Below are 15,295 nucleotides of genomic sequence, written 5' to 3'. Positions count from 1 at the left end.
TGCGGCAGGCGCAGAAAGATAGCCAATGACAGTTGAGTGCACCCGGCTCAAATCCGGGCTGACAGTAGTAACCCAGACCATGCCGCATCTTGAAAGCGTCGCTCTGGGCGTCTGGATCAAATCGGGTTCGCGCAACGAAACGGAAGACGAGCATGGCATAGCCCACCTGCTCGAACACATGGCTTTCAAGGGTACCGCACGCCGCTCGGCCCGCGACATCGCCGAGGAAATCGAGGATGTGGGCGGCGAAGTGAACGCGGCCACCTCGACCGAAACGACGTCCTACTACGCCCGCGTGCTGAAGGATTACGTGCCGCTCGCCGTCGATATTCTCGCCGACATCCTGACCGAATCGGCCTTCGAGGAAGACGAGCTCGAACGCGAGAAGCAGGTGATCCTGCAGGAGATCAATGCGGCGAACGACACGCCAGACGACGTGGTCTTCGACAAGTTTTCCGAAACCGCCTATCGCAATCAGACGCTCGGCCGCGCCATCCTCGGCACGCCGGAGACCGTCGTCTCCTTCTCGCCGCAACAGATCCGCAACTATCTCGGCCGCAACTATACGACCGATCGCATGTTCGTCGTTGCCGCCGGTGCAGTCGATCACGACGAATTCGTGCGCATGGTGGAACAGCGCTTCGCGAGCCTGCCGACCGCGCCGAGCGCGCCGCCGGTCATCGAGACCGCCCGCTATATCGGCGGCAGCGTGCGCGAGACGCGCGACCTGATGGACGCGCAGATCCTGCTCGGCTTCGAGGGCAAGGCCTATCATGCCCGTGACTTCTACTGTTCGCAGATCCTTGCCAACATCCTCGGCGGCGGCATGTCCTCCCGCCTCTTCCAGGAAGTGCGCGAAATCCGCGGCCTCTGCTATTCGATCTATGCCTTCCACTGGGGCTTTTCCGACACCGGCATCTTCGGCATCCATGCCGCAACCGGCGGCGAGAACCTTCCTGAACTCGTACCGGTGATCATCGACGAGTTGCATAAGTCGGCCGGCTTCATCGAGCAGAAGGAGATCGAGCGTGCCCGCGCGCAGATCCGCGCACAGCTTCTGATGGGACAGGAAAGCCCTGCCGCCCGTGCCGGCCAGATCGCCCGCCAGATGATGCTCTACGGCGGCCCGATCTCCAATCAGGAAATGATGGAACGGCTCGAGGGCATCACCATCGAGCGACTCACCGACCTCGCCGGCCGACTGTTCTTCGACACTGTGCCGACGCTTTCGGCAATCGGCCCGCTGGAGCAACTGGCACCGACGGAAGATATCGTCGCCTCGCTGTCCGCTCCCCTGCCGCAGTCGAAAACTGCAAGCCGCTGAGCCGCGTTCCATCTGCCGGGAGTGATCGATGCCAAAATCGGTTTTTCGATTCCTGTCGCGGCAGCCGGAGGCGGTGGAGCTCGAGAACGACCGCTATGCGCTGAGACTTCCGCGCTATCAGGATTTCAACCAGTGGCACAAGCTGCGCTCCGCCAGCCGCAAGTTCCTGGAGCCCTGGGAACCGACATGGCGTCGCGACGAGCTGACAGAGGGCGCCTATCGCGCCCGCGTCATCCGCGGCAAGCAGGAGTACGCGTCCGGCCAGGCGATCCCGCTGTTCCTGTTCCTAAAACCAGACATGGAACTGCTCGGCGGGATCACGATCGGCTATATCCGCCGCGGCGCGGCGCAGAGCTGCATGATCGGCTACTGGATGGGCGAGAAGCATGCCGGCCAAGGCCATATGTTCGCCGCACTTCAGTTGGTTATACCCTATATCTTCGCAGGGCTTGAGTTGCACCGTATCGAGGCAGCCTGTATTCCGGAGAACGCACGAAGCATTCGCCTGCTTGAGAAAGCCGGGTTTCAGCGGGAAGGCTATCTGCGCGGATACTTGAAAATAAACGGTCAGTGGCATGACCACGTGATGTATTCACTGCTTGCCACCGATACGGATACAGGCAGGAAAACCGACAGCCGATGACCACGAACCGCATGCTGCCCAAATCACCGTCCGGCCGATTGATCGCGGTGATCGCAGCTCTTTTCCTGTCGATGCTTGCATTGGCTGCAGGCGTTGCGCAGGCGGCGGAACCCGTGAAGATTTCCCGCGACGACACCGCGCTCGATTTGACCGCGACGACGGAAATCTATGCCAATCAGGGCGAGGCCTTCCAGGTCTCGACGGCCGCAGGCGCAGACGGCATCCGCCGGCGCATCGAGGTGCGTGCCAGCTCCGAAAACCACCAGGGCGACTGGGCCGTCTTTGCGCTCGCCAACGTCTCGGAAGAACAGCTCGAGCGCGTCATCGTCGCTCCGCATTTCCGCCTCGTGAATTCCAAGCTTTTCTGGCCGGACCTCGGCTCGCAGCGCATCATGGCGATCACGCCGAGCGAGGGCTTTGCGCTCGACCGCCAGCCGAGCGACGAGGCCGACGTCTTCCGCATCACTCTGAACCCCGGCGCTGTCATCACCTTCGTGGCCGAGCTTGCGACGCCCGACCTGCCGCAGATCTACCTGTGGGAGCCGGACGCCTACAAGGACACAATCAACGCCTTCACGCTCTACCGCGGCATCGTGCTCGGGATTGCCGGACTTCTGGCCGTGTTCTTGACGATCCTCTTCGTGGTCAAGGGAACCTCGATGCTGCCGGCAACGGCGGCACTTGCCTGGGCGGTGCTCGGCTACATCTGCGTCGACTTCGGTTTCCTCGGCAAACTCGTCAGCGTCGCCTCGGCGGACCAACGAATATGGCGCGCCTGCGCGGAAGTGGCGCTGGCGTCGAGTTTCGTGATCTTCCTGTTCACCTATCTGAACCTCAACCGCTGGCACACGCATCTCGGCTATGCGACGCTTGCCTGGGTGCTCGGCCTGGCTTTGCTCTTCGGTGTCGCGATCTATGATCCGTCGATCGCCTCCGGTATTGCGCGACTCTCCTTCGCGCTGACGGCGACGATGGGCATCGTGCTCATCATCTATCTCGGCTTCAACCGCTACGACCGCGCCATCCTGCTGGTGCCTGCCTGGGCGCTGATCCTGGTGTGGATATTCGGGGCTTGGCTGACCGTTACCGGCCGGCTCGACAACGACATCATCCAGCCGGCGCTCGGCGGCGGCCTCGTCCTCATCGTTCTGCTGATCGGTTTTACGGTGATGCAGCACGCCTTTGCGGGCGGCGCCTTTCAGCAGGGTCTGTTTTCCGATCTCGAACGCCAGTCTCTGGCGCTGACCGGCTCCGGCGACATGGTGTGGGACTGGGACGTGGCGCGCGACCGCGTCGTCACCATCCCGGATGTTTCCATCAAGCTGGGCTTGTCGCCGGGGACCATGCATGGCGCAGCCCGCAACTGGCTGCCGCGGCTTCACCCGGACGACCGCGACCGATTCCGCGCGACGCTGGACGTGCTGCTCGAACATCGTCGCGGACGGCTGAACCACGAGTTCCGCATCCGCGCCGAGGACGGGCATTTCCATTGGCTGCTGATCCGCGCGCGGCCGGTGCTCGGCTCGAACGGCGAGATCATCCGCTGCGTCGGCACGATTGTAGACGTCACCGAGCAGAAGAATTCCGTCGAGCGGCTGCTGCATGATGCACTGCACGACAATCTCACTGGCCTGCCGAACCGCCAGCTCTTCATCGACCGCCTGCAATCGGTGCTGGCGCTTGCGCCCGGCGGCGAAACGCTCAGGCCGACGGTGATGGTGATCGATATCGACCGCTACAAGCTGGTGAACGATTCGCTTGGCGTCGCAGCCGGCGACAACATTCTGATCGCGCTGACCCGCCGCCTGCGTCGTCTGCTGAAGCCGCAGGATACGCTGGCGCGCCTTGCGGGCGACCAGTTCGGTCTCATTCTCGTTTCCGAGCGCGATCCGACGAAGGTCGCCGATTTTGCTGATGCCGTCAGCAAGGCGATCATGGTGCCGATCAATTTCGGCAATCGCGAAATTATTCTGACGGCCTCGATCGGTCTCGCCTCCTGGGTAGACCAGCAGGAAAACGCAGCCGGAATGCTGAGCGATGCCGAGCTTGCCATGTATCGCGCTAAGCGCGCCGGCGGCAACCGCGTCGAACCCTTCCGCCCCGCCTTCCGCGATTTCGGCGCCGACCGCCTGCAGCTCGAATCCGATCTCCGCCGCGCCATCGAGCGCAAGGAGCTCTCGATGGTCTACCAGCCGATCGCGCGGCTGGAGGATGTCGAGATTGCCGGTTTCGAGGCGCTGATGCGCTGGGAGCATCCGAAGCGCGGCAACATCCCGCCGTCCGAATTCATCCCGATAGCCGAGGCCTCGGACATCATCGGTCCGCTCGGCATGTTCGCGCTCGAACAGGCGACCAGCGACCTGATGGCCTGGCAGAACCAGACCGGCGAGCTGCCGATCTTCGTCTCGATCAACCTGTCGAGCGTGCAGCTCCTCAACAACGAACTCTATGACGACGTGCGCTCAGTTCTTTCGAAGACTCATTGCGAGCCGTCGCGCCTGAAGCTGGAGCTGACGGAATCCATGGTCATGGAAAATCCGGAACAGGCACGGCTCGTGCTGCAGAAGCTCAAGGAAGCTGGCCTCGGACTGGCGCTCGACGACTTCGGCACGGGCTACTCGTCGCTTGCCTATCTTACCCGCTTCCCCTTCGACACGATCAAGCTCGACAAAGCGCTCGTTCGCGATGACAGCGACAAGAAGGCGACCATTCTAAGGTCGGTCATCTCCATGGCGCGCGAGTTGGGGATGCAGGTGGTCGCCGAAGGCATCGAATCCAACGAGGATGCCATCGAGCTCGCCAAGATGGGCTGCAGCTACGGGCAAAGCTACCTCTTCGGCCCGCCGATGGGCTCCGATTCCGTGCTGCGCCTGCTGAAGGAACGTTTTCCACTGACGAAGCGGGCTTAGGCCTTTCAAATCAATGCTGGCGACTACCCCTCACCTGTCCTGTCCCCGCGTCAACCGCATGGCCCTTCTTCCCGTCGGGGAGAAGGGCCGGCAGGCGGATGAGGGGCTACGCCGCAGCCTTCCGCGACATCGCAGACGCGACCTGAATGAGCTTGTGCAGATATTCCAGCTTCGCGACGACGGCCCGCGACAGCACGAAGGGATAGGAATCCGGCTGGCCCATGCTGCGCTGAATGGCGTTGATCGCGACGCTGAGCGGCACCCAGGCGCTGACGAGCTGTTCAGCGCTTTCCGCCCTGTATGGATTGAAATCCACTTCCGAGGCCATTTCCTCATGGCCGCGGGGATCGATGGCGATGCCGAAGGCGCGGGCCGTTTCCAGCGTATCAACGATATGGAGGTAGTGCGCAAAGCACTCGGCAAAATCTTCCCACGGATGTGAGGATGCATAGGCGCTGATGAAGCTCTCCTGCCAGCCGAAGGGCGGACCGCTGGCATAATGGTTCTGAAGGGCTGCGCCGTAATCCTGTCGTTCGTCGCCGAAGACGGTGCGGAAGGCATCTAAGCCATTCCTGTCCCGCACCAGCTTGTTCCAGACGAAGTGGCCGGCCTCATGGCGGAAGTGGCCGAGCAGCGTGCGGTAAGGCTCGTTCATCATGGTGCGCGCTTGTTCGCGGGTGGCGTCATCGGCTTCCGCCGCACGGATGGCGATCAGGCCTTCCTCATGTCCGGTCATCGCGGGGAGGATATTGCCGTCGTTCTGAACCGTATCTTCGAGGATATCGAAAACGAGGCCGCCGACGGGATCTTCCTCGCGATCCGGATGCGGCAGGTTCCAGCGCAGCAGCGAATAGAACAGATGGCGCTGCGCCTGACTGATGCGGCGCCAGCGGGCGATGCCGTCCTGGGTTCCGGTGTTCGGCACCAGTCTGTTGTGGCGGCAGGCGATGCAAAAATCATGGGGGTCCTCATCCGCAAGCAGCCAGTTGCAGATATCGAGACCGGCATTGGCGCAGAAGCGGATCCTGCGCTCCGGACGTGCGACGAGCTGCCACTGCATTTCATCGCGCGGCTCGAGCGCGTGCACGCAGAGATCATCCGGCATGAAGCCCAGGCGATGATTGCAGCGGACGCAATGGCGGTTGTCGAAGTGGACGACCTGGTCGCAATTATCGCAGGCGAAGAGCCTCATGATTACCTCGACGAATGGTGACGAACCAAAATGCCTGTTGCGCGGCGCAACAGGCATTTCGGCGGCGCGCCATCTGGCACGCTTGCCGGAAGAAAACGTCACGTCAACGAAATCGTTCCTGGATTAGATATCACGCATGTCCGGCTTCGGCGGAAAGCATGGCGGCCGTGATGCCCATGCCTGCGAGAGCGCGCTCGTATTTGTCGTCCAGATTGCGGTCGAAGATCAGCGCCTCATTGGCGGCGCAGGTCAACCAGCCGTTGCTGGCAACTTCCATTTCGAGCTGGCCGGCACCCCAGGAGGAATAACCGAGCATCATCGTGGCCCTCTTCGGCCCGCCGCCCTTGGAAATCGCGCGGACGATGTCGAGCGTCGCCGTCAGGCAGATATCATCGCTGATCGGGATGCTGGAGTCGCTTATATAATCATCGGAATGCAGCACGAAACCGCGGCCGCTTTCCACGGGACCGCCTGTCTGGATCGGGAAGTCCCGGGCATGCTCCGGAAGGACTATCGGCTCCTGGTCGTTGACCATTTCGAGATGCAGCAGCACGTCCGTGAAGGTGAGGCTTTGGGCGCGATTGATGATGAAGCCCATGGCACCGGCATCGGAATGGGCGCAGATATAGATGACCGTGCGGAAGAAGTTGCTATCTTCCATGCCCGGCATGGCAATCAGGAACTGCCCGTCGAAAAAGCCGCGTTCCCGTCTGTTTTTCAGCGTGGATAAGGACATACTTCCTCCTGCTGCCAGACCGTTGCCAACAGCCCTATAAAAGAAACATGGGGCAATGCGGCAGATCAATCAACTGAAAATGAAGAATTAGATGGCCGAACTTCTGGCAGCGAAAGGCGATTTTCGATAAACCGTTGTTCCATGACGATTATTTTTCTCGGGTTTCGCAAGTTTCTGAACGCCACGATCTGCGCCGCCGCGCTGGCCGGTTCGCTTGGGCCGGCGCGCGCCGAGATGAGCGGCTGGATCGACAATGAGGGCGGCCGGATGCGGCTGATCGCACTGCCGCCCGGCCGCGACGGCACGATGCGCGGTGCGCTGCAGATCGAGCCGAATCCCGGCTGGATCACCTATTGGCGCGAGCCCGGCAACAGCGGAATACCGCCCCAGATCACGGTCGCGCCGGAAAGCGGCATCACGCTGACTGCAATCCGCTATCCCGTGCCAAAACATCTCGTCGACGGCAAGATAGACGACATCGCCTATGACGCGCCCGTTTCGCTGCCGCTGACCTTCTCGGCGAAAGACGCCTCCGGGTCGCTCGAACTGAAGGCGAGCGCGTTCATCGGCATCTGCAAGGATATCTGCATTCCGTTCCAGGCCGAATTCTCACTTCCCATCGCTGCCGCCAATCAGTCCCGGCCGGAAGAGGAAGCGATCCTCAAGAATGCCGAGGCCTCCCTGCCGGAAAAGCCGTCGTCGCAGTTCAAGGTGATCTCCCACAAGTTCTCTGAGGACATGAAAGAGCTCTGGCTGCAAGTTGCCTTGCCCGACGGCGGCGACACCGCGCCGGAGGTGATCCTCACGGGGCCAAGCGGATATGTCTTCACTAGGAAGCTGATGAGCAAGCGCGACGGAAAGAATTTTTCAACGTCGATTGCCGTCGACAAGCTGCCGAAGAACTATGAAATCGCCCGCAAAAGCTGGAGCGTTCTGATCATCGACGGCGGCCGCGCCATGGAGACGCCGCTTGCCTTTGACTGACCGGCTTTTATAGTCGGCTGCAACCCCGCGGCTGCCCCCGCCGCAATCATAAACACCAAGGAGAACCCTATGACCATCGCGATCGGCGATAAGCTTCCTGCCGCCACATTCAAGGAAAAGACGGCCGACGGACCGGTCGAGGTTTCGACGGATCAGCTCTTCAAAGGCAAGCGCGTCGTGCTTTTCGCCGTACCCGGCGCCTTCACGCCGACCTGCTCGCTGAACCATCTGCCGGGCTATCTCGAAAACCGCGATTCCATCCTCGCCAAGGGCGTCGACGATATCGCCGTTCTCTCCGTCAACGACTGGCACGTCATGGGCGCCTGGGCCGAGCAGTCCGGCGGCATGGGCAAGATCCACTTTCTCGCCGACTGGGACGCCGGCTTCACCAAGGCGCTCGGCCTGGACGCTGACCTTTCCGCCGGCGGCCTCGGGGTGCGCTCCAAGCGCTATTCGATGCTCGTCGAAGACGGCGTCGTGAAATCGCTGAACGTCGAGGAGAGCCCCGGCCAAGCCACGATCTCAGGTGCGGCCACGATGATAGAGCAGCTCTGAGAGAGAGCCACAGAGAAGGCGTGGAGAGGCGGCCGAACCCAGCCGCCTCAGAGCGGTAAATTATTGTATTTTCGTAGGTTCTTGTCGACCAGGAATTCCGGCAGGAAACGACGCATGAGGCTGACTTGGCCCGCCAGTTTTCCCGCGGTGTAGCGCCTTTTCGGCGCGGGATCAGCGGCGGCTTTCACGACGGCTTCTGCCACAACTTCGGGGGCGTCGCCGGTTTCGACTCCGCTCCGCATTTGCCCCTCCATCTGAGCGCGAACCGTGTCGTAAATGGGCAGCAACCGATCAGGCCTAGTGAGGTTTTCTTCAAACGACGTGCGGGTGAAGCCAGGCTCGACAAGCACAACCCGAATGCCGAACGTGCGCAGTTCATGATCGAGCGATTCCGAATATCCTTCGATCGCATGCTTGGTCGACGCGTAAAGAGCGTTATAGGGAGACGGAATCAGGCCCAGGATGGAACTCATATTGATGATTCTGCCCATGCGTTGGCGTCTCATGACCGGCAACACCGCATTTGTCACGCGGAGAACGCCGAAGACATTCACATTGAACAAGGCCTGAGCCTGCGCAGGCGAGGATTCCTCGGCGCCGCCGAGCAAGCCAATGCCGGCATTGTTGACGAGCAAATCGATGCGTCCAGCTCTGCTTAGAATCTCATCCACGATCTTCTCTACAGAAGCGTCATCGGTCACATCGCAGATCAACATCGTAACACCGTCTGCCGTTTCGGCTACCGCTTTCCGGCTGGTTCCGAACACGCGATAGCCAGCGCGCTTTAGGGCTTTGGCCGTTGCCAGCCCAATGCCTGATGATGCGCCTGTGACCAAGGCTACGCCACGTTCCGTATTGCTCATGTAACTTCAATTCTCCTGTTACGGGGTGGACTGTCTGTCACTATGAGCTTAGTATCATTTCGAGAGTAAGTCACTATCAAAATGATATTAACAATCAGAATCTTTTAAATGAACCGTGCCCAATCGCGCGCGGCCTGGCATTGGTCGGCGACGCGTGGAGCATCTTGATCCTCAGGGACGCGAACGCAGGCCTCACTCGTTTTGACGAGTTCCGCAAAAGTCTCGGCATTGCGCCCACGATCCTGACACGTCGTCTCGCCATGCTGGCGGAGGAGGGTTTGCTGGAAAAGCGGCGCTACTTGGAGCGGCCCCCGCGGGAAGAATACGTGCTGACGGCTGCCGGACGCGACTTTCTACCGGTGCTCTTCATGATTGGCGCATGGGGACGCAAGCACCGTGGCGGCGGCAAGCTGACACGGTTCCTGGACGCTGAAACTGGAACGGAGATTGAGCCCGTCGCCGTGGATGGTGTTACCAACGCAAAGATCGGAACTCGGGCGATACGCATTGTTAAACCTGAATGATTTCAGGAATGCTCGCAGGAGATGCTTCCTGCCACCAGATACGCATGGGCAGATTATGGCCCCTTCATGAGGTCGTCGGGACGCAAATTGCATGCGCCTTTTGTTAAACAGGCCCCCGTAAAGCCCGTATCCGGCCTTTGTTTTTCGGCCGGCTCGCCAACGCCGTCAATTTGCCATATTCGTTACAGCATAACGTGTAATGTTATTACATTTAAGAAGCATCACCTATGAAAAGATTGCCTTTCGCGTCCGGTCTGCTCCTGCCCTCTGCTGTGACCCGCGTCGCCTGCGTGCTCGTTCTCGTCGGGGCACTCTGGACGGCGATCCATTGGGCAATGGTCCTGCCATGAGCGGCGCGCTGATCACCCTCGACAACCTGACCGTCGCCTATGATCGTCACCCAGCGGTGCATCACGTTTCCGGCTCCATTCTCGCAGGCAGCCTGACGGCGATCGCCGGGCCGAACGGTGCAGGTAAATCGACGCTTCTGAAAGCCATTATGGGCGAGCTGCGGCCCGCCGAGGGGCGGATTTCCCATAGGCTGCAGCGCACCGATTTCGGCTACCTGCCGCAGGCGGCCGAAATCAACCGGCGCTTTCCGATCTCGGTCTTTGACGCCGTGCTGCTCGGTGCTTGGCGTAGCAGCGGCGCCTTCGGGCGCGTCTTGGCGCATGAGACCGGCAAGGCTCGCGAAGCACTTTCCGCAGTCGGGCTCGAAGGTTTCGAGAAACGCCATATCGGTTCGCTGTCGGCCGGGCAGTTCCAACGCGTGCTTTTTGCCCGGTTGCTGCTGCAGGATGCCAAGCTCATCCTGCTCGACGAGCCGTTCACGGCCATCGACGCCCGCACGACAAAGGATCTGCTCGATATCGTCGCGCGCTGGCACGGCGACGGGCGAACCGTCATTGCGGTGCTTCACGACTTCGACCAGGTGCGGGCGCATTTCCCGGAGACACTGCTGATCGCGCGGACGCTGATCGGCTGGGGGCCGACCGGCGACGTCATGTCGCCCGCCAATCTTCTCAAGGCGCGCGCCATGGCCGAGCGCTGGGACGAGGATGCGAGAGCCTGCGAGCCTGCGGCATGACGGCCTACGACATCTTCCTCGCGCCGTTTGCGGACTACGGTTTCATGCGCCGCGCGCTCGTCGCCTGCCTCTGCCTCGGCCTCGGCGCCGGCCCGATCGGCGTCTTCCTGATGCTGCGGCGCATGAGCCTGATGGGCGATGCGATGAGCCATGCCGTGCTGCCGGGTGCGGCGATCGGCTACCTCGTTGCGGGATCGCTGTCGCTGACCGCCATGGGCATCGGCGGCCTTATCGCCGGGCTCTCCGTCGCGCTGCTTTCCGGCATCGTCAGCCGGACGACGGTGCTGCAGGAGGATGCCAGCTTCGCAAGTTTCTATCTCGCGTCGCTGGCGCTCGGCGTGCTGATCGTTTCGCTGCGCGGATCGAATATCGACCTGCTGCATGTGCTCTTCGGCACCATTCTGGCGATCGACGCTCCTTCCCTCGTCCAGATCGGCGCGATCACCTCGATCACGCTCGTCGTTCTCGCCGCGATCTACCGGCCGCTGGTGGCCGAATGCTTCGACCCGGGGTTCCTCAAAGCCGTCGGCGGCCGGGGACCGGTCTATCATGTGCTTTTCCTGCTGCTCGTCGTGCTCAACCTCGTCGCCAGCTTCCAGGCGCTCGGCACGCTGATGGCCGTCGGATTGATGATGCTGCCGGCGGTAATCGCGCAGCTCTGGTCGCGCAGCCTGCCGTCGATGATGGCGATCGCGGTGATCAGCGCCACCTTCTCCGGCTATCTCGGGCTTATCGCCTCCTACCATCTCGAGCTCGCCTCCGGCCCGACCATCATCATGACGGCGGCGGCAATCTACGGGCTTTCCATCCTCTTCGCACCGTCGGGCCTTGCCCGGCGCCTCTTTCCCCGCCCGCGTCTTACGGGCTGAACTCAAGGAGACTTCGATGATTTCCCGCAAACTGCTTCTTTCCGCGGCCCTTCCCGCGCTGATCGCCTTTTCGTCCGTACCAGCCTCCGCCGAAACCCTGAAGGTGGTTGCCTCCTTTACCGTGCTTGCCGATGTCGTCAGCCAGGTCGGCGGCGACCACGTGAACGTCACGAGCCTCGTCGGCCCGAATGGCGACCCCCATGAGTTCGAGCCGTCGCCTGCCGACGCCAAACATCTGAAGGCCGCGCAGGTGACCTTCGTCAGCGGCGAAGGCCTGGAGGGCTGGATGGACCGGCTGATTTCCGCTTCCGGCTACAAGGGAACGCCGGTCACCGTCTCCGACGGCATCAAGACCCGCACGATGGAAGAGGACGGCGAGACTGTCACGGATCCCCACGTCTGGAACAGTCCGGTCAACGTGAAGGTCTGGGTCGCCAATATCGAGAAGGCGCTATCGGCCGCCAATCCGGCGGATGCCAGCATCTTCAAGGCGAATGCCGAGCGCTACACGAAGACGCTCGACGCGCTTGACGCCTATGCCCATTCCAAATTCGACACGGTTCCGGACGACCGGCGCAAGGTGCTGACGAGCCACGACGCCTTCGGCTATTTCGGCCGCGAGTACAATGTCAGCTTCCTAGCGCCGCTGGGCATGTCAACCGAAACGGAGGCGTCTGCCGCAGACGTCGCCAAGCTGATCGAGCAGATCAAGGCCGAGCACGTGAAGAGCTATTTCTTCGAAAACTCGAACGATCCCCGCCTCGTCAGGCAGGTCGCCAAGGCAACAGGTGCGGAACCCGGCGGCGAGCTCTATGTCGAATCGCTTTCGGATGCGAAGGGACCGGCGCCGACCTACGAGAAGATGTTCCGCTACAATGTCGACCAGATCGCCGCGGCGATGGCAAAGTCGAGCTGATTGGCGCCGCGGCTTCTCTCAGAGATTGAAATCAAAGACCAGGAGGCCGGCAAGGCCGCCATCCGTCGAGGAGACGATGCGCTCGCCGACGGCCACATGCTCGGGATGCACGAGATAGGCATCCCGCGCCGCGGCATTTTCGAAGGTCACCACGAAGCCGTCGACGAAGCCGCCATGCAGCCCTTCCGGCGAGACGTTTGGGCCATATCTGACATCGAGGATGCCCGGGATCACCTGCTTCAGCGCGACGACCGATTCGAGCAACGCCTGCTTCTCCTCGCCCGTCATAGCAGCCTTCAGCCGCAGCAATACGCAATGCAGGATCATATGGTGGCCTCCTATGGCGTTGCCGGCAGAATAGAGGGAACGAGGCAGAGGGCAAGGGGATTGCGGTGACTTCCCGGCGGCTCTACTTGAAACCGTGTCCGGCTCCTCCACCTTTCCAGAGTGGTGCCAATTACGAACGCGGGAGCGCTGCGAGCGAGCCTGCTGGCCACAGATCATTCAACAGAGCACATTGCCCTGCTGTTCGTCCGCATTGACCGGCAGCTTTGAAGAATTCGAGGCCCTCCCTCTTCGTTTTCAAATGAAGGGAGATGGATATGGCAAAGGTCGTTTGCGTCCTCTATGACGATCCGGTCGATGGATATCCGAGCGCCTATGCGCGGGATGGCCTGCCGAAACTCGAACACTATCCCGGCGGCCAGACGCTTCCCACCCCGAAAGCCATCGATTTTCAGCCGGGCGCCCTGTTGGGCAGCGTCTCCGGCGAACTGGGCTTGAGGAAGTTTCTCGAAAGCCAGGGGCACAATCTGGTGGTGACCTCGGACAAGGACGGTCCCGGCAGCGTCTTCGAACGCGAGCTTGCCGACGCCGAGATCGTGATCTCGCAGCCTTTTTGGCCGGCCTACCTGACCGCCGAGCGGATCGCCAAGGCGGCCAAGCTGAAGCTGGCGATCACCGCCGGCATCGGCTCCGACCATGTCGATCTCCAGGCCGCGATGGACCGCGGCATCACCGTCGCCGAGGTGACCTACTGCAACTCAATCAGCGTATCCGAACATGTGGTCATGATGATCCTCAGCCTCGCGCGAAACTATATCCCCTCCTACCAGTGGGTCGTGAAAGGCGGCTGGAACATCGCCGACTGCGTCGCGCGCTCTTACGATATCGAGGGCATGGAGATCGGCACGGTGGGTGCCGGGCGGATCGGCAGCGCGGTGCTTCGCCGGCTGAAGCCGTTCGACGTCAAGCTGCACTATACCGACCGCCACCGGCTTCCCGATGCAGTCGAGAAGGAGCTCGGCGTTACCTTCCACAAGACGCCAACTGAGATGGTGCCCGTCTGCGATGTCGTCACGATCAACGCGCCGCTGCATCCGGAGACGGAAAACCTCTTCGACGAAGCGATGATCGCCAAGATGAAACGCGGCGCCTACCTGGTGAACACGGCGCGCGGCAAGATCTGCAATCGCGATGCCGTCGCGCGGGCGCTCGAGAGCGGCCAGCTTGCCGGTTATGCCGGCGACGTGTGGTTCCCGCAGCCCGCACCGAAGGACCATCCTTGGCGGTCGATGCCGCATCACGGCATGACGCCGCATATTTCGGGCTCGTCGCTCTCCGCCCAGGCGCGCTACGCCGCTGGCACGCGGGAAATTCTCGAATGCTGGTTCGAAGGCAAGCCGATCCGCGAGGAATATCTGATCGTCGACGGCGGCAAACTCGCCGGCGCCGGTGCTCACTCCTACAGCGCCGGAGACGCGACGCGTGGGTCTGAAGAGGCAGCGCGCTTCAAAAGCTGAAGGCGCCCGGTTGCTCGGAAGGCTCGACCGGCTCTCGTTGCCTGCCGAGAGCCGAAGCGGTTGCAGGCATGCATTATCGTCAGCAATGTTATGCCGACTTGTTCGCTTCAATGAAACGACGCAGCGCTGTGGCAGCGTTCAGCATATGTGCTCGCATGCGCCGAGATGCCATTTCGCCGTCGCCCTCCGCGATCGCCTGCATGATGGCATCGTGCTCATCCCGGGATTTACGCATCCGATCGCCTTGCCGAAGTTGCGTGCGCCGAAAGGCGTTCAGCCTCGTGCGCACCGCTATCGCTTGTTCGGCAAGAAAGCCGTTGTGGGTAGCGCGATAGATCGTCTCATGGAATTCGCGGTTGAAAGCATCATACGCGTCAAAATCACCTTTCTCGACAATCTCGTCAGACATGTCGTGCAGTCCGATCAGGTGGCTTCGCTCGAGCGGAGTCATACGGTAGGTCGCAAGCCGCACGCACATGGCCTCGATCTCGGCCGACGTCTCAAACATGTCCATGATGCGCTCGGGGGTTAAGCGAGCCACGACGACGCCTCGCCGTGCGCGAACCTCGACGAGCCCGCTGACCGCCAATTGACGCAGCGCTTCTCGAACTGGAGTGCGGGAGGCGCCGAAACGGTCGGCAAGCTGCTGTTCGTCCAGCGAAGCACCCGCTACCAGCGTGCCCGCAGCGATCTCATCCGTCAGCGCGTTGCGAATGCGGTCAGACAGGAGCTCCCGATCATCGACATCATCTCGAGCGTCTGATCCCTTGACCATGCATAATCTTCCTTACCCTTCGGGCTCCTTTGTACGCGAATATGCACAACCGGAAAAGTGACCGCATACAAAATAGTCATCACGGAACAGTTACGCATTCAATTATTGAAACATTT

16 protein-coding genes are annotated in these 15,295 nt (G+C 61.4%); 11 read left to right on the top strand and 5 right to left on the bottom strand.

Annotated elements, in window-relative coordinates; all coding sequences use genetic code 11:
* The first annotated feature begins 25 nt into the window (after positions 1–25).
* The 3 genes from QA644_RS03290 to QA644_RS03280 are packed head-to-tail and all read left to right on the top strand — an operon-like array spanning position 26 to position 4,876.
* Entirely contained in the window at positions 26–1,324 is a 1,299-nt protein-coding gene (locus QA644_RS03290) for a pitrilysin family protein (protein ID WP_022716446.1), read from the top strand.
* Between the two features lie 28 nt (positions 1,325–1,352).
* Positions 1,353–1,967, top strand: a complete 615-nt coding sequence (locus QA644_RS03285) for a GNAT family protein (protein WP_022716447.1) — start codon at positions 1,353–1,355, stop codon at positions 1,965–1,967.
* Complete coding sequence (locus tag QA644_RS03280; protein WP_074066922.1) at positions 1,964–4,876, top strand: sensor domain-containing phosphodiesterase; 2,913 nt, start codon at positions 1,964–1,966, stop codon at positions 4,874–4,876. The genes QA644_RS03285 and QA644_RS03280 overlap by 4 nt, the downstream gene beginning before the upstream one ends.
* Positions 4,877–4,982: 106 nt before the next feature.
* Here the strand turns inward: QA644_RS03280 and QA644_RS03275 are convergent, their stop codons facing one another.
* Together QA644_RS03275 and QA644_RS03270 are read right to left on the bottom strand one after the other, a co-directional pair.
* Positions 4,983–6,068, bottom strand: a complete 1,086-nt coding sequence (locus QA644_RS03275; protein WP_283071058.1) for a putative zinc-binding metallopeptidase — start codon at positions 6,066–6,068, stop codon at positions 4,983–4,985.
* A 130-nt stretch (positions 6,069–6,198) separates the two neighbouring features.
* A complete protein-coding gene (locus QA644_RS03270) occupies positions 6,199–6,804 on the bottom strand; it encodes a YqgE/AlgH family protein (protein WP_039844208.1) in 606 nt (201 codons plus the stop codon).
* 141 nt (positions 6,805–6,945) lie between these two features.
* On the opposite strand from QA644_RS03270, the gene QA644_RS03265 reads away from it, so the two are divergent.
* Positions 6,946–7,788 carry a protein-disulfide reductase DsbD domain-containing protein gene (locus QA644_RS03265; protein WP_283071057.1) on the top strand — a complete coding sequence of 281 codons (843 nt, stop codon included), beginning with the start codon at positions 6,946–6,948 and terminating at the stop codon, positions 7,786–7,788.
* A 69-nt stretch (positions 7,789–7,857) separates the two neighbouring features.
* Positions 7,858–8,343 (top strand): peroxiredoxin, encoded by a 486-nt coding sequence (locus QA644_RS03260; protein WP_074060477.1) that lies wholly within the window; start codon positions 7,858–7,860, stop codon positions 8,341–8,343.
* A gap of 47 nt (positions 8,344–8,390) precedes the next feature.
* On the opposite strand, the gene QA644_RS03255 is transcribed toward QA644_RS03260, so the two are convergent.
* Positions 8,391–9,206 (bottom strand): oxidoreductase, encoded by an 816-nt coding sequence (locus tag QA644_RS03255; protein WP_283071056.1) that lies wholly within the window; start codon positions 9,204–9,206, stop codon positions 8,391–8,393.
* A gap of 86 nt (positions 9,207–9,292) precedes the next feature.
* Here QA644_RS03255 and QA644_RS03250 point away from each other — a divergent pair, with 86 nt between their 5' ends.
* The 5 genes from QA644_RS03250 to QA644_RS03230 all read left to right on the top strand — a co-directional run bounded on the left by QA644_RS03250 (position 9,293) and on the right by QA644_RS03230 (position 12,602).
* A complete protein-coding gene (locus tag QA644_RS03250; protein ID WP_283072442.1) occupies positions 9,293–9,730 on the top strand; it encodes a helix-turn-helix domain-containing protein in 438 nt (145 codons plus the stop codon).
* Between the two features lie 227 nt (positions 9,731–9,957).
* Entirely contained in the window at positions 9,958–10,080 is a 123-nt protein-coding gene (locus tag QA644_RS03245; RefSeq protein WP_257788096.1) for a hypothetical protein, read from the top strand.
* The gene (locus QA644_RS03240; RefSeq protein WP_074066919.1) at positions 10,077–10,817 is read left to right on the top strand and encodes a metal ABC transporter ATP-binding protein; all 741 of its coding nucleotides are present in this window, start codon (positions 10,077–10,079) and stop codon (positions 10,815–10,817) included. Before QA644_RS03245 ends, QA644_RS03240 begins: the two co-directional genes overlap by 4 nt.
* Entirely contained in the window at positions 10,814–11,686 is an 873-nt protein-coding gene (locus tag QA644_RS03235) for a metal ABC transporter permease (protein WP_074066918.1), read from the top strand. Before QA644_RS03240 ends, QA644_RS03235 begins: the two co-directional genes overlap by 4 nt.
* Before the next feature lie 16 nt (positions 11,687–11,702).
* Positions 11,703–12,602, top strand: a complete 900-nt coding sequence (locus QA644_RS03230) for a metal ABC transporter substrate-binding protein (RefSeq protein WP_239595164.1) — start codon at positions 11,703–11,705, stop codon at positions 12,600–12,602.
* A gap of 18 nt (positions 12,603–12,620) precedes the next feature.
* Here QA644_RS03230 and QA644_RS03225 read toward each other — a convergent pair whose 3' ends face one another.
* Positions 12,621–12,929, bottom strand: a complete 309-nt coding sequence (locus QA644_RS03225) for a Dabb family protein (RefSeq protein WP_074066916.1) — start codon at positions 12,927–12,929, stop codon at positions 12,621–12,623.
* A 275-nt stretch (positions 12,930–13,204) separates the two neighbouring features.
* On the opposite strand from QA644_RS03225, the gene QA644_RS03220 reads away from it, so the two are divergent.
* The gene (locus QA644_RS03220; RefSeq protein WP_028739837.1) at positions 13,205–14,404 is read left to right on the top strand and encodes an NAD-dependent formate dehydrogenase; all 1,200 of its coding nucleotides are present in this window, start codon (positions 13,205–13,207) and stop codon (positions 14,402–14,404) included.
* Positions 14,405–14,492: 88 nt separating this feature from the next.
* Here the strand turns inward: QA644_RS03220 and QA644_RS03215 are convergent, their stop codons facing one another.
* Positions 14,493–15,179 carry a GntR family transcriptional regulator gene (locus QA644_RS03215; RefSeq protein WP_074066914.1) on the bottom strand — a complete coding sequence of 229 codons (687 nt, stop codon included), beginning with the start codon at positions 15,177–15,179 and terminating at the stop codon, positions 14,493–14,495.
* Between the last annotated feature and the right edge of the window lie 116 nt (positions 15,180–15,295).

The organism is Rhizobium sp. CC1099, from assembly GCF_029714385.1.
In the GTDB taxonomy this organism is placed as follows: domain Bacteria; phylum Pseudomonadota; class Alphaproteobacteria; order Rhizobiales; family Rhizobiaceae; genus Rhizobium.
This window is presented reverse-complemented; position numbering and strand designations above follow the sequence as displayed.